This is a genomic window from Haliscomenobacter sp. (assembly GCF_033763495.1).
GTDB lineage: Bacteria > Bacteroidota > Bacteroidia > Chitinophagales > Saprospiraceae > Haliscomenobacter.
In genome coordinates this window covers 1-26,773 of the sequence record NZ_JANRKL010000249.1, presented here as the reverse complement: position 1 = coordinate 26,773, position 26,773 = coordinate 1, and the positions used below count along the sequence as shown (strand labels likewise).

Below are 26,773 nucleotides of genomic sequence, written 5' to 3'. Positions count from 1 at the left end.
CATCCGCCGAATGGCGCTCAACCTACTCAAAACAAATGGTGACAAACCTAAAGTCAGCATTAATCGTAGAATGAACCGATGTGCATTGTCGGACAAGTATAGAGAAAATACCCTCAAATTTTAATGCGTTTGCCCTGGGGGGGGCACTCAAATTACTGAAACCAACACTTTTACTTATGATGCTTTAGATCGTTTGACCAGTAGTACTAATTATGACCATAAATCTATCAAATATACCTATGATTTACAGGGAAATCGGGCTTCCCTAACGGATCCAGATGGGATTACCAACAAATTTGAATATGACTCGCGAAATAGATTAAGTTCTATTGTATTAAACGGGAAAGACACATCTCGATACCAGTACCACCATGATAATTTATTGAAAAAAACCATTTACCCAAACGGCACTGTACTGGACCGGAGTATGGATGGGGCATATGACCGGGCGGATAGACAAAAAATCATCTTAAATACAAATAGAACCCGTGGTGATACAATTTCAGCCTATGTGTATCAATATGATGCAAATGGCAACAGATCAAGCCAACTGGAACTTCAAAAAGCATTCAATCGTGGACTTCCAGAAACAACCCTTTATAAATATGATCAGTTAAATAGGCTTATTGCTGTAGAGTATGGAAAAAATGGAACTTCCGGTAAGGTAAGCTATACCTATTCCAAAAATGGAAATCGCCTTTCAGAAGCCGGTCAAGACCCAACGAATCAACTAAAACCAATCAACAGACAATATAATTATGACTATGCCAATCGCTTGAGGAGCATAACCAATAAGTTGGACCTACAACAAAGTACCTATTTTAATTATGATAGCAATGGCAATAGAACATCGAAGACCATTGGAAACATCGAAACGAAAGTTGATAATATTGGCAGACCAGTTATCCGAATTATCACGGCCAAAGACTCAACGACTTACAAATATGGCATTCGAGATGAATTGCTACAAAGTACTACATCGAAAAACGAACTGACATTATTTGATTATGACTATAATCAAATGCGGATTAAGAAAACCAGCAAACTTCAGGTTAAGCATTATTTGTATGACTTTGAAAACTCACTGCTCGAATACGGTCAAAACGGGATTACACAAATTAAATATAATTATGGTAATAATCTTCTTTCACTTGTACAAACAAGTAATGGGGTCAAAGACCAGCAGTTCTACCTCTTTGATGGCTTAGGAAGCATTAGCAACCTTACAGATAGTACTAACCAAAACAAGTATAGTTATCAATACGATGCCTGGGGCGGGAAACGAAATAGCCAGGGCTCCTCCTCCAATGCTAAAAACTATACCGGCCATTATTATGATGAAGATGTTAATCTTCATTATTTCGGTGCCCGATATTATGAAGATGATTTCGGGACCTTCATTTCTCAGGATCCTTATTTGGGCGAGTTACAAACCCCTCTTAGCCTAAATCGATACCTATATGCTTATGCAAATCCTTTGCGTTACATCGATTTAAATGGATACCAAAGCAAAGAAGTAACGCCTCATCGAGAAATCAAAACCATAGATTTAGAAGGCGAAACCTTTTATTACCGAAAAGGCGAAAATGGAGAAATTGAAATTACTAATACCGGATTTGGTCTTACAGAGAATGATGTAGTCATTAAAGAATCGAGATCAAATTTGGGCGAGCCCGTAAAATCTTCAAGCCCATCAGATGAACACCCTACACCTTATGATTTGCAGGCAGAAAAAGACTATGAACGTGCACTCAAAAACCTGGAAGAGTATTATGAAGAAAAACTTGCTAAGTCCAACTTAGATATAGCAGCTTCCATCGCCAAACTTAATAAATTAAAAGATTTAAATAGTAATGGCTCGCATGGGGAGAAGTGGATGTACTTTGTTGAGAATTGGGCTCAAAATATTGCTGTGGCGGGTGAAAACCCAGGAGGATGGGGGCAGATTGTCGCGGCTAGTTTATTGCATGGTACAGGTCAATTTGTAGCTGGGCACTTAGATGTGGGCGTTGGCACAGGGCGATTGATAGCAAAATTGGATGTTGAAGGCAACATAACAGGTTATGATTATTTAGCAGCAGGTTTAGATGTACTTCAGGTAACTGCAATAGGCGGTGCTGTCTATCGCGGTGTTGCAAGTGCCTCTAAGCTTGGGAATACTGGTAGTATTATTTCGAAAACACGTGAAGTAAGTACTACAGGTAAGGCGCTTATTACAGTGCCAAAGGCTTTGAATCCAGGAATAAATATTACAGATACTGGCTTATCTCATGTATTAGATAGGCATACGATTAATAATATTTCTAGGTGGGCAGGAAAGAGTAAGTTTTCAGATGCATCAGAAGTGCCTGATTTAATCAGACAGGCAACACAACATCTAATGATTAGACAAGAAAATGGACGTTTTGCAAGAATTGTAAACGCAGGACGAATTATAGGGATTGACAGAGCTACCGGAAGAAATACTTCAATATATACTGTAATTACTAAACTAAATGGTAATTTAGTAACTGCATTCCCAGGAAGGCCATAAAAATGAAATATGAGTTGGACTGTTATTCTAGAAGATGAAAATAGAGGTGAAGTAATTTCTCTTGGTAAAGAGTTTTCTTTAAAGTCCTTTGAAACAATTGTTAAAAATAGAGATATTAAATTAATTAAATACTTAGATCCGTATGGTGACACTATTTTCAACTGTGCACAAATGAAGGATTTAATTTCTGATTTAGAGTATATTATGCAGACAGAACCTGCAAATCAGGTGATTGATGAGATTATCTTATTCGCACAAAAGTGTTTAAACCACCCACATCATTATTTAGTCTTTTATGGAGACTAAATGGTCGATCCTGGCTTTGCCAGGGTTGATGAATTCATTTTCTAAGGTTTCTGATCGTTACCATGAAAGCATAAGATAAATTGTTTTTCCGACCTAGAGCTAGTGGCCTGATGGCATTTTCGATCAGATTGTTATCAATTTCGAGTCTTCCCTCATCGATGTAGCGCCGGAAGTATCCTTTTCGAGCCAGATAATACCTTATCGCCGTGCCGATGGGGCTGGAGGGGGTAGTTTGATTAAGATTTTGTTCCATCCAGGCTTCGAGTTCGTTCAGGATGGGGCTTTATCTTGGCGTAAGGTCTTGTGCCCGTCGTAATCGAGGTTCTGATCCCGTGCTTTTCGCTCCAAGGCATAGAGCTGCTGGAAGCATTGCAGAGCGTGTTCAGCTCGGACTTTATCATTAGACAGTGCTTTTTCGAACTCCCTGCGGGCATGAGCCAAACAGTGCAGATGCATCCAGTATTCTACGACAACATTACATAAATCTTCCCATTTTTATGAGGAGCTTCCCCAACCTTTCCAGACTTAACCATAGCATCCAATTCCTTTTGCACTTCTTCCGCACTTAATTCGGTTTTCTTCATCAAGGATTCCAGTGTTTGAACGTTCCGGCTACTTGCTTTAAAAGCCGCTTCTATTTTTGCCTGGGGACTAGAGTCTGACTCTGAAGTCAACTCATCATAATTAACCCCTTTACTTCCAGTGTCTGATTCTTTGTCTTGGTTTTCCACCAACTGTGCCTCTGCCAACAAGTTTGCTTTGATCGCAGCTTCATCCGCCTTATTGCTGGTTTCTTCTACTTTTTTCTGCAAGTTTTGCAAAACCTGCGTTGATAAACCTTCCAGAAATTTACCGGCATAGAATGCCGCAAGTACGCAAAAACCAGAAAACACAAGATAGCCGCGGAGGTTTACTTCTTCGGCGATGAGATTGCTGTCTACAACATTCAGAAACAAAGGAATCGTAAAAGCAGCTACAATGCCCATTATAGCACTACGCCAAAAGTGACGTTCTTCTTTTTTACTGTTCAGGTAGTTTGCTAATCCCCCTAATAGACCCATTAAGATTATGATTGTCAGGAAAATATAAAAATCTTTGTCCGATGTGATGTTTTGGGTGACTTCAGCTACCTCGGGTTGCACTTTGATTACATTGATCGTTGTATCCGGCATGTTGAATGTGTTTTAGGTTGATCTATAGATTGAAAATGGTAAACCCTCATTTATAATCAGGGTTGGTCAATTGAACTGGATAATCAAAAACGGCCCAATCAACCTGCCCTATTGCGAGCTGAATCAGTTTTATCTCCTCCTTTTCGTTATCATCCCCTTTGGGCTTATCTTTTTTGGCTGGAGCCAACGGAGATTGAGCAAGGTCTTTTAAATTAAAAGCCTCACTGGCTACAAAGAGTCTAAATATACCATCTTCTCCTATTTGATGGTAATCTTTAATAAATTTTTCGACTTGAAAAAAGACGGATTCCCCTGACTCAAAAATTTGTTGAGTATTTATAGCAATAGACATGCTGTTATGCTCTTTTTTATTGTCTAATCTATCTGGATCGACAAGCATATTTGGATATATGCCAAATAATTGAGACAAATAAACCAATCCAAAATGCAGAGTAATGTTTGAGTTGTTTTTGATGCTAAAAGATAGATTTACCCCTTCTTCATCAGCGACTCCCCTTTCATCCCATGTCCTTTCCACAGGAATCCGATAGCAGTTATCTTCGGCTATCACCTCCCGAGGGGCCCCTTTACCGTAATCCATTTTAATGGTAAAATCAAAATGATTCTCCCTAATCAATGTCCCATAACTTTGGATGTTGCGGACAAAATTCCACTGGGCAATCCATTTTAATTGACCCACTACTTTCTCAGCTGTATTGGCGTTAAATACATACTGTTGTTCGGCCAATGGCATAAATTTGGACCACTCAAAACCGCTGTAATCAGAGTCTGGATGAGCGAGCACCATTTGGTTATCATGAACAACCACAACACAATCAGTTGTTGCACTGGGTTCTTCATCAATCACTCTTTGGAATGCATCCCGATATGCTGTTCTCAAGAGTTCTTTACCTTTTTCATCTTCTGCGGCACCCCACATGGCTACATTGAAATTGCGCAAATACAATCCCTCAATCTGCCCTTCGTAAAACCGATCTTTTCTGGGCACAAACTCTGGTGGGTAAAATAGAATTTTTGAAGTGCTCAGATCTGCTCCTACAATCACCCCACTAGCTACTGGTTGTTGCTCAGCCTGACTAGTATCAAAAATGTTAATGTGGATATCTTTCCAGAATTCCTTTTGGGCAGGAATGCCATGAATGAGACCTCTGCTGATCCGAACATCTTTTTCTCCTATTGCAACGGAAGCATATATTTTTCGTTTTCGCCCACTGGCCAGCAGGAAGGGGGCATCAACTAGCCTTGATCGAGGTGTTTGATATATATCTGGCCGCTGGGTGAAGGATTTTACTCGGCTTCTGATCAGTGCATGGATATATTCATTCAATTGATGGTAAGATATCTCCCCGTTTGATTGATCAAGTGCATCCAATAAATGAGCTGTAAAAATCCCCATTTTGCCGACTTCAAAGGCCGATTCTTCGGCTTGGCAAGCTGCTAAATGTACATGCTTGACCTCAGGTAGAATATTATTCAGTGATTTTGCTTGCCTGATTTGATTCTCATTAATGTGGTTCCCAAACTCAAAAGCTTGCCAGTCTCGAGCATCAGCCATGTCTTTTCCTTCTTTAGGTGTGCCCATTCGGCGCAATGGTTCCAATCCCCCTCGGGTCATTCTGGCTGAATGACAACAATCGGTAATTATTGCAACATGGGAATCATGTCGAATAGATTGATGGAGTAAATACCTGATTTCTTTATTGGCTAATCCATACAGACCAGTTTTGGCATAACTATCATAACAGGCCAGAGACTCGAGAGACTTGCTTCCTGCATACTTTTGAAAAACCTCAGGAGCCTCTTCTTTGATTCCGTGACCTGAAAAAAAGAACAATACAACATCTTCACTTTTGGCCTGACTTAAGTGTTCTCGAATGCCGCTAATGATATTGGCCCTTGTAGCATTCGAACCTAACAAAGATATTGGTTGTACATCAAAGTCAGCGCTCAAATTTTTAAGGTAGTTCATCATGTGCAATGCATCGGCTTCGGCCCCTTGTAAGGTTCTAAAGCCTTTTGCTGCATATTGATTGATGCCAACGAGTAGTGCGAATAATCTCTTTTGCATAGGTAAAGGGTTGGTTTAACTGGTTCAAACAATTACAGGATTATTTTTGATAAAGGCCTGGTATTCTTTCAGCCACTTTAACTGTGCGGCTAACTTTGTATCTTTATTTTTTTCTTCTTCAGATAAAACTGACAACTTACTATTTAGCTCTTCTTCTAATAAACTCAGGTATTTAGAGCTGGCCAGAAGATTGGGCACAATGGTTAACAGTTGATTGTTCAAGTTGCTATTTGGATTGCTAGTTGTAAATATGTCATTGGCCAGTGAAAAGGCTTTTTCCCAATCTTTACGTGCAATATAAATGCGAATTTGCTCTTCTACGGCCTCAATACTACCTAGAGAAGCAGCTTTTTCGAACTCTTGAAGGGCTTCTGAAATTTTTAACTCTCTTTCAAAATTCATCGCTTTATACAGGCTGAACTTGATCTGTTTTTCAGGGTCACGTGAATTGAGGTATTCTTCCACTTGGGTTCTGCGCCCTATTGGAAAACCAAGCTTTGCATATTCTTGCCATAATTGTTCCACTTCGGTTTCTTTTTCCACTTGAATCAAGCCCAGAATAGCTTTTCCTAAGTAATAACTTGCACTTGGATGATTATTGGTATCCACCAATCTTAGTTCACGTACTGCATAACTCCATTTTTCTTTGTCATCCTGTGCGGATTCAGTCAAAATTCTGCCTAGGGGGTAATGGACTATAGTTTTGTCTTTGATAGATTCCAAGGATCGAACAGCACCTTCGGAATCTCCTAGCAAATGCTGAGTATAGGCCAATTCAATCATTGCGCTGGGATCATTTGCTTCAAATTTTGACAGTGTTTCACGGGTTCGCCTAAGTTCGTTTTGAGCAATTTCATCAATTGCTTGATCCATATTGGGGTCTGGGCTTAGGAATAATTTATTGGCATCACCATATATTCTTGGGGAGAGGTGACCCTCTCCGTAGTATGTTTTTTGGAATTTTATCCAGTTGACAATGTCTTTTATTTTCAGCGGAGCTGAAGACAGTTCTTTTAAGGCCTTGATTAAGGATTGGGTGAAAATTCCTTGACCTTGATGTGTTTCTTTACAGCTTTGTTGCCACCCGAAATTAGGAGTAATATTTCCAGGAATTAAAGTTGTACTTCCGATTAGAGGAGGTTCAGCAAAATGCTCATCCAAATCAATTAGTTTAGCAGAAGCTGGGACAAGCCCTTTGTTATTTTTTTCAAAGTTGTATGTAAGTTGTCCTTGACTGGGCTTAAATCGCATAGTCCCTTCAAGGAGTCCAATGTCAAGAATCGTTATAATGTTTTCCGGGTCGCCATGTTGGGTAAGTTCTTGAAACAGTGAAAATGGCATTAGCTGATTGTCTGCACTGAATAGTGCTGGGTAATAGCGTAACTGCTTATTTTTCTTAGGTTTAAGATCTTTGGCTCTTATTTCTTCTTTATTATCGATAAATATAGTTGAACCACTACCCGCAAAGTAAAATAATACTGGACCATTTTTAGATTTAATTACACCATTCTTAAATGCAGATACAATGTTTTTAGCACTTGCATCTTGGCTGATTAGGATTTCTTTCGTAGCTACCTGATGGGATAACTTTAGGTCCATTTCTAGGTTGTATGCTAAATCTTGAGCATCTTTCCATCCCTCATTTATACCTACAATGAGAACATGTACCTTCTTCTTTAACTGTGCACGATAACGCTTTCCTATTTGCTGAACTTTTTGCTCATTTGGCCCCCCTTGAAACTTCGCCAGTAAGCTTAATGCCTTATCATGCCACTTATTTTTGTAGTATGCTTTAAAAAGCAGCGGATAGAGCTGCTTGGTGTCAAAGTTACTCAGTGACCATTTGTTGGTGATACCACAGGCCTGCTCATGTTTGCCGTAATACTCAAAATACCTTACCAATCGATAATGAAGTTCCGGAAAAAAGGTAATATGAGTAAAAAATCGTTGTAAAAGCAATAAGTCAGAATACTTTGGTATTTCCGCTAAGCTAAATATTTTGCTTAGCATAGCTGAAAATGAATAAGAACCCAAGTCAAAGAAAGAATCACTATTGCCGACCAAGAGAGGCTTTTGATTCATACTATATACTCTCATAAAGCTAATGGTATCCTCCCAAAAATTACCTTGACTCGAATTTTCAAATGCATCGGCCAAGGCTTTGGAAAAAAGTCCCATTCTTTTCTTTCCTTTCAGTTCACGTGCAAGTTGATCAGCAGATGTTGCATAGAGTAGAGTGTAGGTAGGTTCATTTTCTACTAAATACACTAGACCATAAGTCGCTTTAGTATCAATAGCAGCGTTTTTTTGAATGGACGGTAATCCCAGCATTAATTGATGAAATTCTTCAGCAGTTAAACATTGATGCGGATCGATATTCTTTGTCTTTTCGCCATAACATTTGATGACAACATCCATCGAGCGTCCATCGTCCAGTACCAGATTAAAACCTCCTAAGCCGCTAAAATGGAAAAAAAATACATCCAATGGACCTGCTTCAGTTTTTACCTTTTCAAAGGCTTGGCTAATATTTACTTTACTTGCGTCAGCATCAATTAATTTTTGAACGATCACCTCGTTTTTATCTCTCCAACGTTTATGAACGGCTTGTTCAATGGCTTCAACGTCATTTATGGCTCCTGATAGTTTCTGATATCCTTCACCTGAATCATTCATACCCACCAATATCAAAAATAACTTTGCGGGATGGGGAGATCGTATGTTGAGTAGATGGGTTAAGGTCGAAATATATTTATATTCTGGGCAAAAGTTCCTTAGTTCCAGTAGACAAGTATCGGCCGCTGTTGAATTTTTTCCATCTATCAAATGAACAATACCCAATAAATAAAGTGCTTCCCCTAGGACCTCTTTTATATTGTCAGTTTTATCCTCTTTTTTCAGTAAAACTATGAGAAAATTCAACTCTTCAATTGCCACTTCAAGTTGTTTACATGCAATCAAGGACCGTATTTGTAGCAACTTCGCGGCATAGTTATGGCCAAGTGCTTTTGAAAGCTCATAAGAGCGGTCAAAGTAATATGCAGCGGCCTCAAACCGCTCTTGATCCAATAGTTGTTCGCCCAAATTCATGGCCAATTGCCCTACTTCAAAATAGTCTTTTGATTGTACTTCACCTGTATATGCCAGACGCAAATTTGGATCAAAAGAACCTGGGCCTGGAGTAGGAGATTGCGCAAGTTTAGTATGCTCTTTTACATGGAATTCTACATAGTCGAATAATTCTTTGATGGTGACGTATCCATCCTTGTTCTTATTCATATCCGGGAAACCATCCGCTGCGCCTTCAAGCCCCCTTAGTAGATAATAGGTAAAAACACCATGTCGCAACTCCGTATCCTCAACCGAAACTTGATGTGCCTGGGAGGAAGTTATCCACGCCAAGCTTTTCTTCAGGTTTGTGAGTTGGTTTAAAGACTGGTTCAGGAGTTTTGCCCCAACATTACCCGACTTAACATTTAGCAATGCGCCACTATGGCAAGCATCCGCAATAACCATTACCCGGTTGGCCAACAGCGTCTCTGCTACACATGCTCGAATTTCCCGCATTGGTAAGGCTGTTCCTGCAATGTCGTCTGGGTTGGTATCATAGGTAAATAGGTAGTGCTGATTCAGACGTTTGGGATCTGGGGCTCCATGCCCCGAAAAATATATAATCACAAAATCATCATCTTTCGGTAGAGACAAAAAGGAACGCAATGCTTTCTGCACTTCGCTTAAAGTGGCCTTCTGGTTGGTGAGTAACTTGACATTATTTTCTGGAAAACTGCCACATGAAGGCATCTTGAGTAATTGGGCGAATTGCTCCGCATCCCGATGCGAGAACTGCAAAGATGAGATTCCTTTATATTCGTATTCAGATACTCCCACCACCAATGCCCACCGTTCATTCACTGGGTAAGACGCTGTTGTTGTTTTTGATTTTGAACTTGGGCCTTTGGCGGAATTACGTTTGGGCATGCTATGTAAATGCTTATGTTTTGTTGAACAATAATAACTTAATTGAGGAATAAATCCTATTTTTACAATCCATTTATCTGCTTTACCGCATTAATTTAAAAGCATAAAGTTGGGAGAAAAATCTAAAGGACCATCTCAAAAAAGAAAAAGCAGAGCCCAATCTCCTAAGGGCACCAACTACCTGCTGGCCATCGCTATCAATGACTACCTGCATTATTCCAAACTCAACAACCCTATCAGCGATACTGAAGCCCTTATCGAGCTTCTGACCACCCGCTACCAGTTCGATCCGGATCAGGTTACTTTTATTAAAAACGCTGAAGCTACCAAAACCCGCATCGAAAGCGCTTTTGATGAGCTGATTGATCTTATAGAGCTCCAGGATAACCTGATCGTCTACTTCAGCGGCCATGGCCGGTACAACAAAAAACGAGGTGGCTTCTGGATACCCGTAGACGCAGGGAATGGTGACAAAGCTTGGACAGAGTACCTTTCCAACGATACAATCAAAAGCTACCTGAACAAAATCGAAAATTTCCACACTTTCCTTATAGTCGACTCCTGCTTCTCCGGCTCTCTCTTCATGGACAAAAGCAAAGAGAAATCCGGCGACCGTCGTGATACCGACCCCAGCCGCTGGGGACTCACCTCTGGTAAAAATGAAATAGTGAGTGATGGCGAACCAGGACAGAATAGCCCTTTTGCAGCTGCACTACTGGATGTGCTGCTCAAAGCAGATCAGCCACCTAGCGTCATGCACATTTGTGACCTGGTATTGGAGAAGGTGGCTGCTAATAAGAATCAGACGCCGATGGGATCGGTTCTGAAGGTGGAAGGACATCAAGGCGGACAAATGGTGTTCTATTTTCGGGAGGATGAAGAACAGGCATGGACTGCTGCTCAATCTACTAATACGGCCAATGCTTACGAAGGCTTTTTGGGTAAATATCCGCATGGAAAGTACAGCGTCTTGGCTGTAGAAAAGCTGGAGGAACTTGAAAAGAAAGAAAAAGAACGTTGGGAGAAGATTCCCAAAGACAATAAGATTTCTCTATTCCGCTATATCACTGAAAACCCACAGAGCCCTTATTTGAAGGAAGCACAGCGATTGGTGGATGCGCTTCGTGAAAAGCCGGTAGTAGAAAAGCGCGAAGAGCAACTGGTGCTTAAACCTCCCATCATCGCACCTAAGCTGATTGTTCCCGACCACATGGTACTGGTCAAAGGGGGAACCTTCCAGATGGGAGAGGATAAAGAAGTTCGCGAAGTCACACTTAGCGACTTTCTGATCGCTAAGCACCCACTCACTTTTGAGGAATATGATGCTTTTTGTGAAGCTACTGGTCGGGAATTACCCAGTGATGAAGGGTGGGGTAGGGGCCAGCGACCAGTCATTTATGTCGATTGGTTTGATACTATATATTACTGCAATTGGCGCAGCCAGCAGGAAGGGCTCGCGAAAGTGTATAAAATCAAGCAACAACAGGTAAGCTCCAACTGGCAAGCCAACGGCTACCGCCTACCCACTGAAGCAGAGTGGGAGTACGCTGCTCGGGGCGGACAAAAAAGCCAGGGCTTCGAATATGCTGGAAGCAATAACGCAGACGAAGTGGCCTGGTATGGCAGTAATTCAGGAGGAAAAACCCTCCCAGTTGGTAAAAAAGAAGCTAATGAACTGGGACTTTATGACCTGTCTGGCAATGTTTGGGAATGGTGCTGGGATTGGATTGCTTACCCCAGCAGCGGCAGCAATGACCCCAAAGGCCCTGATTCGGGCTCCAGGCGTGTTAATCGTGGCGGATCGTGGTGCAACGACCCGATCCTCGCGCGGGTGGCCCTCCGCGGCGCCGATTTGCCGGCCGACTGCAACGTCCTCATGGGTTTTCGTTTAGCCAGGGCGGCAGTAGCCTTATAACATTCTACCTTTTCCATTTTCCTTCTTGCTATGTTGAGACGATAGCATATACCAAATACAATGGTGGTAACTACCTTTTAGCCACTTAGTTTATCTCCCCCTTGCACATCCCAACCTTTTTTCCCATATTTACCCAAACAACCCAAACACCTTCATGGCCGATCGCGACCTCGTCCGAAAAGACCGACAAAGCAGCCCCGCTGCCTCCCCCCGAGGCACCAACTACCTGCTGGCCATCGCCATCGACGAGTACCTCCACTGCTCCAAACTTAACAACGCGGTCCGCGATGCCGAAGCCTTCATCGAGCTCCTGACCACCCGCTACCACTTCGACCCAACACAAGTCACCTTCATCAAAGACGCCGAAGCTACCGAAAAACGCATCCGCCGTGCCTTCGACCGCCTCATCGATGTGGTCACCGAACAAGACAACCTCATCGTTTACTTCAGTGGCCACGGTCGCCACCATGAGCGGCGCGGCGGTTTCTGGATTCCAGTCGACGCAGGTACAACCGACGACGACTGGCCGGACTACCTCTCCAATGATACCATCAAGAGCTACCTCAGCAAGATCAAGAGTTTCCATACTTTCCTCATCGCCGATTCCTGTTTTTCTGGATCCCTCTTCATCGACAAGAGCAAAGAGAAGTTCAGCGGCGATCGCCGCGATACCGAGCCCAGCCGCTGGGGACTCACCTCTGGCAAAAAAGAGATTGTGAGCGATGGTCGACCAGGTCTGCATAGCCCCTTTGCTGCTGCGCTGCTGGATGTACTGCGTAAAGCGGATCAGCCACCCGGCGTCATGCGGATTTGTGACCTAGTGCTGGAGAAGGTAGCCGCCAACGCGGAACAGACGCCGATGGGGTCTCCTTTGCAGGTACCAGGGCATCAGGGTGGACAGATGGTGCTGTATTTTCGAGAGGATGAGGAAACTGCATGGCAAACCGCCCAACAGGCCAATACCAGCCAAGCTTATTCCGATTTTTGTGACAAATACCCGCATGGTAAGTACATTGATGAGGCGCTTGCCAAATTGGATTCAACCGAAGAAAAAGAAATCTGGGCGCAAGTGCCCAAAAACCGCGAGGCTGCCCTGCGGCGCTTCATCCGCGAAAATCACACCAGCCCTTACGTATCCGAGGCTCGGCGCTTAATTGAAAAACTGCAAGCAAGCGTCAAACCTTCTGCTGCACCTGTAGTGCCACCGACACCCTCCATTATTGTGCCTGATCATATGGTACTCGTCAAAGGTGGAACTTTTCAGATGGGGGAGAAAGACAAAACCCACCCAGTAACCCTCAGCGACTTCCAGATCGCCAAACACCAGCTCACTTTTGAGGAGTACGATGCTTTTTGTAAAGCGACTGGCCGAGATTTACCCAGCGATAGGGGTTGGGGTAGGGGTAAGCGACCAGTTATTGATGTCACTTGGTTTGATGCCATCGACTATTGCAACTGGCGCAGCCAGCAAGAGGAGCTAAAACCAGTGTATCAAATTAACGAGAAGCAAGTAATACCCAACTGGAACGCCAACGGTTACCGCCTACCCACCGAAGCAGAATGGGAGTACGCAGCTCGGGGCGGCCAACAAAGTCAGGGCTTCAAATATTCAGGAAGCAGTAATGTAGATGAAGTGGTTTGGTATTGGGATAATTCAGTGGGCAAAACCCACCCAGTTGGTGAAAAAAAAGCCAACGAACTAGGCCTATATGACATGAGTGGCAATGTTTGGGAATGGTGCTGGGATTGGTACGGTGCTTATCCAAGCAAAGCAATTGAAGACCCCAAAGGTCCTGATAAAGGCTCCGTCCGTGTTTATCGTGGCGGATCATGGTTCTTCATCGAGTTTGGCGCGCGGGTTGATTATCGCGGAAGCGATAATCCAGATCGCCGCAACTTTGTTATAGGATTCCGTCTTGCCAGGGCGGCAGTAGCCTTATAGCATTTTTACCTTTTTACCTTTTGCCACGCTGTATCAGCATGGCAGCCTTACCAACAGGGGCTTTTCGTCAGAAAAGCCCCTGTTGTGTTTGGTATATATGCGAATTTGAATTTTCCCTTGCGCGCAGCATTTATACAAGCATATATGGAGCTATTTTGCACGTTTTTAGATTTTGATACGCTATGCTATACAGGAGCCGCCGCATATCTACCAAATTCCCCGTACGGGCGGCCCTAAGTGGCCGCCCTGTCTAGCACCCCGCCAACCCGCGGATTTATCCGTGGGAGGCCACCCCACCACTCCAGCCCATGACTTTAGTCGTGGGCAGATGCCACCCCTGCCCCCATTATCCATCTTCTCCTTGTACATCCCAGCCTTTTTTCTCATATTTACCCAAAACAACCCAATTTCATGCCCGATCGCGACCTCGTCCGCAAAGACCGACAAAGCAGCCCTGCCGCCTCCCCCCGAGGCACCAATTACCTGCTGGCCATCGCCATCAACGACTACCTCCATTGCTCCAAACTCAACAACACCGTTCGTGACGCCGAAGCCTTCATTGAGCTCCTCACCACCCGCTACCACTTTGACCCGAAGCACGTGACCTTTATCAAAGATGCGGAAGCGACCAAAAGACGCATTGAACAGGAATTTTTTCGCCTCATCAAAACGATCACGCCTCAAGACAACCTCATCGTCTACTTCAGTGGCCATGGCCGCCACGATGAACACTTTGGCGGCAACTGGGTACCAGTAGAAGCTGGCACCAGCGATGATGATTGGTCGGACTACATCTCCAATGATACCATCAAAAGCTACCTCAGCAAAATCAAAAGCTTCCACACCTTCCTCATCGCCGATTCCTGCTTTTCCGGCTCACTTTTCATCGACAAAAGCAAGGAAAAATTCTCCGGCGACCGCCGCGACACAGAACCTAGCCGCTGGGGGCTCACCTCCGGCAAAAAGGAGATTGTGAGCGATGGCCGCCCAGGTACCCATAGCCCCTTTGCCACTGCCCTGCTGGATGTGCTGCGCAAAGCGGATCAGCCGCCTGGGGTCATGCGGATTTGTGACCTGGTACTGGAGAAGGTGGCTGCTAATGCGGAGCAAACGCCGATGGGATCGCCGTTGCAGGTACAGGGGCATCAGGGTGGACAAATGGTGTTATATTTTCGGGAGGATGAGGAGGAAGATTGGCAGGCTTTGTGGAATACTACTGAGGGCTGTAATGAGTATTTGACCAAATACCCGAATGGAAAATATGTAGTGATTGCTAAAGGGTTAATTTCTGCGTATTATTTTGGTGATGCAGCAGAGTATGAGCAAATGGCCTGGGAACAAGCGCTAGCTGCCAATACAAAGAAGGCTTATGCTGATTATTACGACAAATACAAAAATGGTAAGTATAGTGATCTGGCATTGGATAATCTGGAGGAATTGGAGGAAAAAGAGGAATGGGATAAAATACCCAAAAATCGACAGGCGGCTCTTCTGCGCTACATCCAGCAAAACCCGCAAAGCCCCTATGTGCCAGAAGCCCGACGATTAGTGGATGAATTGCGCAATGCTGCGGCTGCTCCAATAGAAGTAAAGGAAGAAGCGTCACCTGTGCTTATTACTTCCACGCCTCCTCCCATCATCGTGCCTAAGCTGACTGTTCCTAAGCACATGGTGCTGGTCAAAGGTGGGACTTTTCAAATGGGAAAAGCCAAAGAACCCCACCAAGTCGCATTGAGCGACTTCCTGATCGCCAAGCACAAGCTTACCTTTGACGAATACGATGCTTTTTGTAAGGCTACTGGCCGGGAATTGACCAAGGATGCAGGATGGGGCCGAGGAACTCGTCCAGTCATCTATGTCAACTGGTTTGATGCCATCGACTATTGCAACTGGCGTAGCCAGCAGGAGGAGCTTAAAACGGTGTATCAAGTTAACCGGAAGCAAGTAACGCCCAACTGGCAAGCCAACGGCTACCGCCTACCTACTGAAGCGGAATGGGAGTATGCAGCTCGTGGGGGGCAACAAAGCCAGGGTTTCACTTATGCTGGAAGTAACAATGTGGATGAGGTGGCCTGGTATGATAAAAATTCAGATAGTAAAACCCAACCCGTAGGCCAAAAGAAAGCCAATGAACTGGGCATTTATGATATGTCTGGCAATGTTTGGGAATGGTGCGGAGATTGGTATAGTGATTACCCCAGCAGTACCAGCAATGACCCGAAAGGTCCGGATACCGGTTCGGGCCGGGTGCTTCGCGGCGGGTCGTGGGGCCTCAGCGCGGAGGGTTGCCGCGTTGCCTATCGCGGCAGCTACGACCCGAACTACGGGTACTACGGCTGTGGTTTCCGGGTAGCCAGGACCTTTTAGCTTTTGACTTTTTTACCTTTTAGCCTTTTGCAAAAGAAAAAGCAGTGAAGAAGGGGGAACACACCGCGTGTGTTCCCCCTTCTTCCGTATATGGGTATTGGATATATGCCAGAAGGTGGATGAGGGGAAACTGAAAGCGAAAAAACCAGGAAAAATGCGGAAAAGAAGCCATATATAGCCAAAATAAAAAAAATGGGCGCGGCAGGATATATGGGTATAGTTTTTGAAATGGTGAAAAACAGGCTTAAATATATCTGTAGCATATATGGAACTACGCGTTTTTACCTTGCCATTTGATCCGGTTTTGGAGGGATTTCCGGGGGGGCGTCAAAGACTCTTGCATCAAAAAGAAGGTGCGGAAGCTGGAGTCGCAGTTTTTTCTGCAAGAAGGCCGGGCTTACTATTCTTCTTATCTCAGCGTGAGTACCAGAGGGTGAAATTTTCCCTACTTTCGAGATAATGCTTTGGGGTTTCGAATTGCATGTTAAATTTTATCTCGTTATTACCTCCTGTGGAGAATAACTGGGTTCGCTTGCACAGCCCATTTTTTTTTCTCATATTTACCCAAAACAACCCAAAACAACCCAACACCACGCAATGCCCGATCGCGATCTCGTCCGCAAAGACCGTCAAAGCAGCCCCGCCTCTTCCCCCCGAGGCACCAACTACCTGCTGGCCATCGCCATCGACGAGTACCTCCACTGCTCCAAACTTAACAACGCGGTCCGCGATGCCGAAGCCTTCATCGAGCTCCTAACCACCCGCTACCACTTCGACCCAACACACGTCACCTTCATCAAAGACGCTGAAGCTACCGAGAAACGTATCCGCCGTGCCTTCGACCGCCTCATCGATGTAGTCACCGAACAAGACAACTTCATCGTCTACTTCAGCGGTCACGGTCGCCACCATGAGCGTAGAGGCGGTTATTGGATACCTGTAGAAGCGGGCACCAGCGATGATGACTGGTCCGACTACATCTCCAACGATACCATCAAAAGCTACCTCAGCAAAATCAAAAGTTTCCACACTTTCCTCATCGCCGATTCCTGTTTTTCTGGATCCCTCTTCATCGACAAGAGCAAAGAGAAGTTCTCCGGTGACCGCCGCGACACTGAACCCAGTCGCTGGGGACTCACTTCGGGCAAGAAGGAGATTGTCAGTGATGGTCGACCTGGTCATCATAGCCCCTTTGCAGCTGCGTTGCTGGATGTGTTGAGCAAGGCTGACCAGCCGCCTGGGGTCATGCGGATTTGTGACCTGGTGCTGGAAAAGGTGGCCGCGAACGCGCAACAAACGCCAATGGGGTCTCCATTGCAAGTGCCAGGGCATCAGGGTGGACAAATGGTGCTGTATTTCCGGGAGGATGAAGCGCAGGCTTGGGCTGCTGCCCAAGCTACCAATACCATCAAAGCCTACAGCGATTTTTATGACCAGTTTCCCAATAGCAAACACCGCCGCGAGGCACTCGACAAAATAGAGGAACTGGAAGAAAATGAGGCCTGGCACAAAGTACCCAAGAACAGGCTGGCCGCGCTGCTGCGTTTCATGGAGGATAACCCACATAGCCCTCACTTCCAAGAGGCCCAGCAATTGGTTAACGCATTGCGAGAGGCTGCTGTAAAATCCCCATCGGCAGCAGCCAGCACCGTACCACAGTCGATTGTGCCACCGCTGATCATCACCCCCAAGTTTAAGGTTCCTGAGCATATGGTGCTGGTCAAAGGGGGAACTTTCCAGATGGGGGAGGACAAAGAAACCCATCAAGTAACCCTTAGCGACTTCCTGATCGCCAAACACCAGCTAACTTTTGAGGAATACGGTTCGTTTTGTAAGGCGACTGGCCGGGAATTACCAATGGATTTAGGTTGGGGTAGAGGCAAGCGACCAGTCATTAATGTCAATTGGTTTGATGCGGTGGACTATTGCAACTGGCGCAGCCAACAGGAAGGCCTCCACAAGGTGTATCAAATCAAACAGCAGAAGGTCATTGCGAATTGGCAAGCCAATGGTTACCGCCTGCCTACCGAAGCGGAATGGGAATACGCTGCTCAAGGTGGACAACAAAGCAAGGGCTTCGAATATGCTGGTAGCAACAATGTGGATGAGGTGGCTTGGTATTCCAAAAATTCAGGAAACAAAACCCAGCCCGTGGGCCAAAAGCAAGCCAATGAGTTGGGGCTTTATGACCTTAGTGGCAATGTATGTGAATGGTGCTGGGACTGGTATGGCAATTATCGCAATATCGCCAGAAAAGACCCCCATGGCCCTGATACAGGCCCCGACCGTGTTCACCGTGGCGGATCGTGGTTCGATAGCGCGCTCAGCGTGCGAGTTGCGTTTCGCCTCAACTACGATCCCGGTAAACGCATAATTAATATAGGTTTCCGTCTTGCCAGGGCGGCAGTAGCCTCATAGCCTTTTTAATCCCCCATCTTACTCTTGCACATCCCAACCTTTTTCCTCATATTTACCAAAAACAATCCACCACCATGCCCCAAACACGGCCAGTCATCCTCACCGCATTTGCCAATTCCCATGACGAAGGGTATTTGGTCTATTTGGAAAAGGAGCGCGACCGTATTCAAGAAACCTTCGAAACCCTCTCCTACATTCAACACGTCGACCTCCCGAATGCCAAAACCCAGCAACTGGTCGACAAACTCACTACCTTTAAATCAGAACTACTCATTCTGCACTTTGGAGGCCACGCCGATGGCAGCCAACTTCAGTTTAGTGACACCGGAGGCCAAGCCATTGGGCTGGCGGAAAACCTTTCCCTCCACCCTCAGCTCAGGCTGCTCTTTTTAAATGGCTGCAACACCCAGGCGCAAGTGCTAAAGTATCAAGCCGTAGGAATTCCGGTCATCATTGCTACCACTTGTCCGGTGGCTGATGGTCAGGCCATGCGCTTTGCTACGCATTTTTATCAAGCATTGGCTAATGACCATACCATCCAGGAGGCCTTTACCCGGGCTAAGGGCGCTGCAAAGTTGCAGACAGAGGAATCCCATCGAGAGGAAATCATCTTTCATCGCGGCCTACGCCTGCGTGAGGAGCAGGTTATTGAAATGCCTTGGAGACTCTATGCGCATACTGAAGCCAACCTGAATTGGAAATTGGCGGACATGCAGAAGGAATTACCCGTGACAGCCAACTATCTGGATCAACAACAAATCCAAGGATATCACAACAACGCGCTTAAAGAGATTCACCATTCGCAAGTTTCAATCACCAATAACTATGGCCTTGCACCGCCACCATCTCCAATAATGCCCCAGGATGAATTCGTGATGATGCTCTCCAAATTGAGCTATCAACAAAGTCCGCCCCCCGAGTTTTATCTGGTCAACTGTGATCGTACATTACAGCTGTTAGAGATGCAAGATCATATAGAAAAAGCACCCCGACACCAGTTCTATTTCATCCTTTCTTGCCCAAGTCAGCATCCTCATAGCCTGGTTCAGCGTTTTATTTTTGATATCCGAGATGCTTTTGGTAAAGCTGCGGATCAACAAATTGATTACCGCCGAACTAAAGATTTCGAAGGTGCTCGTCGCATCGATGTGCAGCATCTCGAAGCTGGCCGAAAACTGGATTGGCTTCAACAGGATTGGTTGTCACAATGGAAAAATCCTGATCAACTTGACTTTGGGAGCTTCATTGAAAGTCAATTGCCCCAACTCAATTACCAATATTTGGCTACTGCGTATGAGTTCTATTCCAGGGACTGGCCTTTGCAACGCCTAAAACCTTTGCTCTTTGAGTGGATGCAAGCTTTCTCTTCAGCATATTCTTCCGGGCCACAATGCCTTTTTTTCTTTATCATCAACATCCGATCGATTCATTGCATCGACCCGCTGTCGGTAAAAGAAGGGGAGTTGGCGCAATTTATCCGTGATCTTGCTACCTCAAATGCGGAGCAAGTCCTTCTCATCGATAGTTTACCTCAGGTCGAAGTTGAGGATGTTCAAACCTGGCTGGATAAAATGTTCCGGGAAGGGGAGCGCCGCGCACTACTCAACATGTGGTGGAAGCAAAAAGGAGCAAATGTGAATTTTAAGCCTTCTGACTTACTGGATATGGATGAAGTATTCACTTTTATGAAAGAACTTTGGAATCATGGCCGCCATACTACAAAACCTAACTAAATCATGAACTGGTACGCTGACAATAAACCAGGCACGCCGTTGCCGACCTTGCTACCGAATCCAAAATTAAATGATCCAGCTTTGTATCTCCCTGGCCCTGGCTTGCGTGCTGCGGTAGATGTAGCATTGGCTCTAGGGCAACCCTTGCTGCTGACTGGGGAGCCTGGTACTGGCAAATCGCAACTGGCTGATCACATTGCCTGGTATTTTAATCTTGAGGATAAGCCAGCAGTAGTACCCGTCCAAACCACCAGTGTAGCCAAAGACCTCTATTATCGCTACGATGCCCTTGGACATTTTCAGCACAACCAACACAGTGGTAAAGCTCTTGATCCTGAAGAGTTAGAGAAACAGTTTATCAATTTTCAAGGCCTTGGTAAGGCCATTAAGGAGAAAAAGAGAATGGTGGTTTTGATTGATGAGATCGACAAAGCACCGCGAGACCTTCCGAATGACATTCTTACCGCACTGGATCGACTGGCTTTTGATGTGCCAGAGGTGAAAAAGTCTTATGTGACCAAACCCGAGCTAGCACCCATAGTGATCATCACCTCCAACTCAGAAAAAAACCTGCCTGATCCTTTCTTGCGTCGGGTCGTATATTACCATATCCCTACCCCTAAAAAAGAAGAACTATTGGCAATTCTGGCGAAAAAAATGACCAATATTGCTGAACCCAATCAAAAGCTACTAATCGAACATTTTGATCAACTTCGGGGTGAACAGTCTCGCCTCCGGAAAAAACCCTCTACCGCAGAATTACTCCTTTGGGCTGATTTGTTGGTAAAAATGAAATTTGATCCACGTGGGTTAGAAAAGGGGAAAAAACTTACTCCAGAACTGAAGGACAAACTAAAACAGAGTTACACCGTACTGGCCAAAACCCAGGAAGACTTGGAGGCACTCTATCAACAACTTGAATTGTGATTGCCATGCTGGATCGTGTACAAATCTACTCCATTCTGGGTCAGGTTTTATCTCGATTGGCTGATCAGGGTACTGCCCTTTCGGTCGACCAGCATTTGCGTTTAGCTACGCTTTTAGATCAATTACGCGCTCCACTTTCCCGCGAACAGCTGAGTTTGCTCCTTACGCCAATTTTGGCCAATACGCCCGAAACTCAAACAAACCTCCATCGCTGGTTTGCTGAAGCAATTTTGTTGGTACCTGCCAAGGAAAAGAACCCAATTGTAGCTCCTCCTAAACTACCAAAGGACTCTTTACCACCTGTGCCGGAAACAATGAATCAGGTAAGCGAGAATGATGTTGCTGAATCAGAGTCTCCAAAACCATTTGACCTAGATGCTTCTGTTGATGCTCCATCGCCCTCCGAAACTTACGTTGCCGAACTACAAACCTTTGACAAACCGCCTTATGTCTGGACGGTGGAATTGGGCGCCGAACGAGAATTTGCCACTACTGCAGATTTCCGCCAGTTGGCCAACCGTATGCACGATCGCCAACTCTTGGAAGCCCATGAACTCGATATTACAGCCACCATCAATACCTTGGTAAAGCAGCCCGGACAAGTGGCTTTGCACTACCGCGAACTCTCTCAAGCGCCTTCTTACCTATTGCTGATCGATCAGCGGGCTCAAAATGACCATCGTGCCAAAATCTTTGATTTACTCTATACCTATCTACAATTCAACGAGGTACAGGTGAGCCGTTTTTATTTTCACGCCGACCCAAAATTGTGCTTCAACGATGATTACCCCTTGGGGATTCCAGTTGCCCAACTCTATCCCCAAAACCGAAGTGCTCGGTTACTGATTTTGACGTATGGCTATGAGTTGTTCAGTTCTTCCACCAATGCCTGGTCACTCTGGACCAAAGTCTTTTTGCAGTGGAAAGACCGAGCCATTCTCAGTCCTCTCCCCACCAGGAGTTGGGGTGCCATGGAACAAAGACTGGCCGAACGATTCACCATTCTTCCCGCTACTCCACTGGGCCTGGCCGCTGCCATCGAAGAATTTCAAGCGGAAGATACCCAGCATTGGGAAGAATACCTGGCTCTTATTACCGACGCCCCAACAGAGCCGGTCTATTACCAAGGTGACCTCATCTATACCTTGGAACAGTATTACCCTGACCCTGTTATCCGTAGGTGGATTGCAGCTTGTGCCCTGTATCCTACTTTACACTGGGAACTGACTTTGCACATTGGAACTTTATTGCAACGTGAATATTCACACCCCAACTTGACCTCAGTTGAAAACCTACTGGAACTGGTTCGTTTACCCTGGTTTGTGGATGGGCATATCCCTGATCAGGCTCGCGATGAGTTGGTAAAATGGCTGGAAGCTACTGGCGAAGAAACTCGCATTGGTAGCCTATTGCTAGAGTCTCTCGATCGTGCGCCAGCGCCTCCCGATGGTTCAGTCGCGTATGCGGACTATCGCATGCAAGTGGTATTTAATCAGTGGATGTTGGAACAAGATGCAGTTAAGAAGGCTGAACTGGAGAATGAGTTTTTGCTTTTTCTTGAAGCAGGTAAAGCGGCAGAGTTTGTGACTTTGAAACGCCTAGAACGTGCTGCGAAACGGACAGAGTTTGTGGTGCCAGCACATTGGCGAAAAAAAATACTTCAACTTGAGGTGCCAGTACATGTGCGAAAAAAAATGCTTCAACTTGATCTCCCATTTCGGAACAACTTTTCTCAATTTTGCTATGACCTCAACATTTATAACTCTACTTTATCAAATGTTTTGGGGTTTGAGCAACTGGGATATACTAATGAAAACTTTAGGAATATCTACAACATAGAGGAAATTATACATCCAAGTACTCTTTTGAGATACGCTTATCAGGCTCAGGCCGCATATCAGTACATTTTTGAAAATTATCATTCTTTTTCTCAATACGAATTAAGTAATATCATTTATCAAAATTATGTCATCATCAGAAGTGCAAACTATGAATATTACCGAACACAACTAACCTGTAAGCTGAACTTTGAAGTAGTTGAAAATGAATGTAGAATGATTGTGAATAAAACTGTAGGCCAAATTTTCGAAAAAATAGAAATCGACGATGAGAATAGACCGCTTGACCTCGTCGTCCAATACCCTTCTGTAAGCATCGACGGAAAGATCCATGAAAAAATGGTTATATTCATCGTTGAACAGGCGAATATAAAACATATGGAAAAATTGAACTTGACTCCACATGAGTGCCAGATAATGAGTTTACTCGCCAAGAACTATCTTGCGCCTCAAATAGCAGAAATATTTGGGGAAAAATTGTATGACATGCCCTCCAGAACCAAGAAAATACAACGTATCAGGGCATATCAGAAAAGAATCCTGGCGAAATGCAGGGTAGAGTTTGCATTTGATACAGCTTCACAAGCCGCCAGACATTACCGCAAATACCGAATGTTTTAGACATGCTCTTCTGGCTATTCATTTTCTTACAGCCTAGAAAGGTCCATGATCGAAAAGTCCCGAAACATGAGTCATCCCGAATTTTGAGTTAGCTCAAGATTCGGGATTTTTAGTGGGTAAAAAAAAACGCCTTCTGTAAATTTGGGTATCTCACCACACCAAAAAACAGGAGGCGCCATGTATAAAACATTATTGCAAAATACGGAGAAAGGGTCAAAAAATCAAAAGGGATCAATTTTTATTCTTAGGCAAGCAGATATATATCTGAGGCTGATCCAGTTGAAGTTGGATGAGCTAATTGATAAACGGCTAGTGCGCACTTTTTACGATTTGTTTGTAACGATCATCAGTTTTCGGAATCGGTCGATGGGTTTATTATTGAGTGAATTAGGCGGCTACATCAAGGGTTTTGACCATTCTCCAGCGGGTACCAAACGGATCAGTAACTTATTGCGGAGTAAAAAATGGAAATCAGATTTAATTGATGATTTTCTGTTTGAACGAACCAAAGAACGGATCGAAGCACTGAAAGAAGCAGGAAAACGAGCCTTATTGCTTTGGGATGATAGTCGAATCGAAAAACCAGAAAGTTGGTTTGCAGAGGGTTTATGTAGTGTGTTCAGTAGCAAGGGTAAGCGCTTGACCAAAATGAAGAAAGGCTTTTATCGCCCGCCCATGAGTCGGATTTGTGTTCCTGGTTTTGAATAGACGGCCGTGATGTTGTCTGCCTTAGGCTCTACTCCCAGTGTGTGTCAAATGAATTGGTGGACGACTCGAGGAAAGTTTAAAGAAGTAGGTACCAATCTGAGCTATCGCATGCTCAAAAAAATAAGTCTAGAGCTTGGGCGAACTACGCTCTATATCCTGGATCGGGGCTATGCCAATAGTCAAATGCTTGAGTGGCTATTTAAATTTCAACAAGATTTTGTCCTTCGTTGGAAAAAGAACCATCTCTTAGTCCATCACTTGAAAGGGGAAAAGAAAACTCACCTTTTAGCCAGATCCTTTCGACCTCAGTATAGTCGATTAGTTCAAGATAAAGAACGCAGGAAAATCAAACGCATCAGTATCGCTTGGGCATCCGTACAACATCCAGATCACCTCCAGCAGAACTTAACACTGGTCATCGTTCGCGACAAAAAAAACTTCAATAGCCCCATGTATTTGATCTCTTCTCTACCCGTTCAAAAGCAAGCACAGGCCTGGGAAATCTGCTTCAGCTACTTTCAACGCTGGGACATCGAACAGGCTTTCCGTTTTGGAAAATCAGAATTGGCTATGGAATCTCCCCGCTTGTGGTTCTGGGAAAACAGACTCAAACTCCTCGCTATCGTCGCTTTAGTCTATGATTTTTTGTTACACTTGATCCGAAATTGGAAAGCGGCTGCTATGATCATCATAGAACGATGGTGTCATAGAACAGGAGAGCGGTACCGAAATGCTTCGATACCGCTCTACAGACTCCGATTGGCCATCTCTATTTGTCTCCTCTTTTGCTTGATTCGGGATGACTCGTGTTTGCCCGAAGAGCAGCATATTCGCAAGTACACCGTCTATTGGGTCGGTGAACAACCTCATCAATGGTGTGCAGTTTTTTATTGCCCCTGTGGCTGTAAAGAACTAATCTACCTCAATCTGCTTCCTACCGCCAAACCTTGCTGGAGCTTAACTCCTAAGGGTAAAAAGCATGGCACTTTTTCCCCTTCTGTTCATCGGATTAAAGGGTGCAAGTCGCGTTTTTTTGTGATTGAGGGTCGCACTCGGTGGGTATAAATTTAATTGCTACAACCTGACCTGGTGAATTGAATGTCCATTTGTCTGACCATTTTAAACCCTTCATTCAATCCACCAGATCAGGTCATAACTATTTCATACTACTCCTTCAAATCAATTGGTTTTGAAACCTCGTCGAAATCTTGGATATACAACTTTGGATCTTCAAATATTTTAGCAAGATATGCTCTTCTCTCCTGCTTTTCTTCGCGCAAATGCTCGATTACACTAAATATTCCGTCTATAATAACTGGAATGATTAGTGGAATTATGCTATCTTCCTCTTTCGGATCTGGTAAAGCATATTTATCCCATTTTGATAAAGGTGTACGAACATTGCTAGGAGCGTTATCCACAATTCGCTTGAGTAAATTTAGCTCCTTGTTCAGGTCTAAAGTGTCCCTTTGTTCTTTTATCTCATCTCGCGAGCCAATTAAAATGGCCTTGCGTACTTGATCAATGTATGCATTATGCCTTGACTGAATAGTATTGTAAGTGCTTACGAAATCAGGGCGCATTTCCTTGTAATACGCACTTGTGTCAGGTATAGACTTGAAGTTCTTGCGTTGCAATTCAGTAAGTCGCTTTCGCTCTAAAAACTGGGCTGAGAGATCCTGTAAATGCTTCTCTAAACGGTCATTGTCTTTTGCTGCAATGACAGCATTCTGCTCAATGTTTGGATTGCCTACTCCAACAGTTAGGGCTAGCAATACACCATAAATCAATGTTTGCATTATCGTTAATTTAAATTAGAAAATCGATTTTAATAGACGAGGCAAAAAAACGGCGATAAAAAAATTGTATCTAGTGAGGTGTATTTTCAAACTTTATAGTGTTCAAATTTAAATAACTCAATAAAACCAAGTAGCACAAGTAGAGAAACGGCAATTATTCGTATACAATCTACTGGATTAGGTAGATCATATCAGGTCAAAAACCACCATGGAAAACCCAGTCAATGTTGATCCTTGCAATTATAAGACAGTACAAAAGTGCGTCTAAGAAAATTTAAGAACCTCACCTAAGCTGGACTTTATCCCTTTAGAAAAGAAAAGAACTGGGTGAAAAAGCATTATTTTGAAGGTTCTCAAGCTATCAAGATATATGCAATTACCACCCGAGTTCCAGGACTCAATATCCGTTTTTTCTTGTGGATTTAGC

15 protein-coding genes and 1 pseudogene are annotated in these 26,773 nt (G+C 44.4%); 11 read left to right on the top strand and 5 right to left on the bottom strand.

The genetic code is table 11. The annotated features are described in order from the left end of the window. Positions 1-193: 193 nt before the first annotated feature. Both SFV55_RS29285 and SFV55_RS29280 read left to right on the top strand, forming a co-directional pair. Positions 194-2,533 (top strand): RHS repeat domain-containing protein, encoded by a 2,340-nt coding sequence (locus tag SFV55_RS29285; protein ID WP_413776752.1) that lies wholly within the window; start codon positions 194-196, stop codon positions 2,531-2,533. A gap of 9 nt (positions 2,534-2,542) precedes the next feature. Next, positions 2,543-2,839 carry a hypothetical protein gene (locus tag SFV55_RS29280; protein ID WP_320033153.1) on the top strand — a complete coding sequence of 99 codons (297 nt, stop codon included), beginning with the start codon at positions 2,543-2,545 and terminating at the stop codon, positions 2,837-2,839. 34 nt (positions 2,840-2,873) lie between these two features. Here SFV55_RS29280 and SFV55_RS30310 read toward each other — a convergent pair. The 4 genes and pseudogenes from SFV55_RS30310 to SFV55_RS29265 all read right to left on the bottom strand — a co-directional run bounded on the left by SFV55_RS30310 (position 2,874) and on the right by SFV55_RS29265 (position 10,078). Beyond that, positions 2,874-3,295 (bottom strand): annotated as a pseudogene (locus SFV55_RS30310) (IS66 family transposase). Positions 3,296-3,303: 8 nt separating this feature from the next. Then, the gene (locus SFV55_RS29275) at positions 3,304-4,011 is read right to left on the bottom strand and encodes a YEATS-associated helix-containing protein (protein ID WP_320033152.1); all 708 of its coding nucleotides are present in this window, start codon (positions 4,009-4,011) and stop codon (positions 3,304-3,306) included. Between the two features lie 46 nt (positions 4,012-4,057). Beyond that, positions 4,058-6,100: a caspase family protein gene (locus tag SFV55_RS29270; RefSeq protein ID WP_320033151.1), complete on the bottom strand. Its 2,043-nt coding sequence runs from the start codon at positions 6,098-6,100 to the stop codon at positions 4,058-4,060. A 24-nt stretch (positions 6,101-6,124) separates the two neighbouring features. Then, positions 6,125-10,078 (bottom strand): caspase family protein, encoded by a 3,954-nt coding sequence (locus SFV55_RS29265; RefSeq protein WP_320033150.1) that lies wholly within the window; start codon positions 10,076-10,078, stop codon positions 6,125-6,127. Positions 10,079-10,187: 109 nt separating this feature from the next. On the opposite strand from SFV55_RS29265, the gene SFV55_RS29260 reads away from it, so the two are divergent. The 9 genes from SFV55_RS29260 (at position 10,188) to SFV55_RS29220 (ending at position 25,612) form a co-directional block, all read left to right on the top strand. Next, a complete protein-coding gene (locus SFV55_RS29260; RefSeq protein ID WP_320033149.1) occupies positions 10,188-11,993 on the top strand; it encodes an SUMF1/EgtB/PvdO family nonheme iron enzyme in 1,806 nt (601 codons plus the stop codon). 154 nt (positions 11,994-12,147) lie between these two features. Beyond that, positions 12,148-13,935 (top strand): SUMF1/EgtB/PvdO family nonheme iron enzyme, encoded by a 1,788-nt coding sequence (locus SFV55_RS29255; RefSeq protein ID WP_320033148.1) that lies wholly within the window; start codon positions 12,148-12,150, stop codon positions 13,933-13,935. A 411-nt stretch (positions 13,936-14,346) separates the two neighbouring features. Beyond that, complete coding sequence (locus SFV55_RS29250; RefSeq protein WP_320033147.1) at positions 14,347-16,302, top strand: SUMF1/EgtB/PvdO family nonheme iron enzyme; 1,956 nt, start codon at positions 14,347-14,349, stop codon at positions 16,300-16,302. Positions 16,303-16,899: 597 nt separating this feature from the next. Continuing rightward, on the top strand, positions 16,900-18,720 hold the full coding sequence (locus tag SFV55_RS29245) for an SUMF1/EgtB/PvdO family nonheme iron enzyme (RefSeq protein WP_320033146.1): 1,821 nt from the start codon (positions 16,900-16,902) through the stop codon (positions 18,718-18,720). 74 nt (positions 18,721-18,794) lie between these two features. Continuing rightward, on the top strand, positions 18,795-20,453 hold the full coding sequence (locus tag SFV55_RS29240; protein WP_320033145.1) for a CHAT domain-containing protein: 1,659 nt from the start codon (positions 18,795-18,797) through the stop codon (positions 20,451-20,453). A 3-nt stretch (positions 20,454-20,456) separates the two neighbouring features. Next, the gene (locus tag SFV55_RS29235; RefSeq protein WP_320033144.1) at positions 20,457-21,380 is read left to right on the top strand and encodes a MoxR family ATPase; all 924 of its coding nucleotides are present in this window, start codon (positions 20,457-20,459) and stop codon (positions 21,378-21,380) included. Between the two features lie 5 nt (positions 21,381-21,385). Beyond that, complete coding sequence (locus SFV55_RS29230; RefSeq protein WP_320033143.1) at positions 21,386-23,839, top strand: hypothetical protein; 2,454 nt, start codon at positions 21,386-21,388, stop codon at positions 23,837-23,839. 177 nt (positions 23,840-24,016) lie between these two features. Beyond that, on the top strand, positions 24,017-24,547 hold the full coding sequence (locus SFV55_RS29225; protein ID WP_320033142.1) for a hypothetical protein: 531 nt from the start codon (positions 24,017-24,019) through the stop codon (positions 24,545-24,547). Between the two features lie 108 nt (positions 24,548-24,655). Further along, positions 24,656-25,612 (top strand): DUF6527 family protein, encoded by a 957-nt coding sequence (locus SFV55_RS29220; RefSeq protein WP_320033141.1) that lies wholly within the window; start codon positions 24,656-24,658, stop codon positions 25,610-25,612. A 101-nt stretch (positions 25,613-25,713) separates the two neighbouring features. Here the strand turns inward: SFV55_RS29220 and SFV55_RS29215 are convergent, their stop codons facing one another. Next, positions 25,714-26,346: a hypothetical protein gene (locus SFV55_RS29215; protein WP_320033140.1), complete on the bottom strand. Its 633-nt coding sequence runs from the start codon at positions 26,344-26,346 to the stop codon at positions 25,714-25,716. Positions 26,347-26,773: the final 427 nt, after the last annotated feature.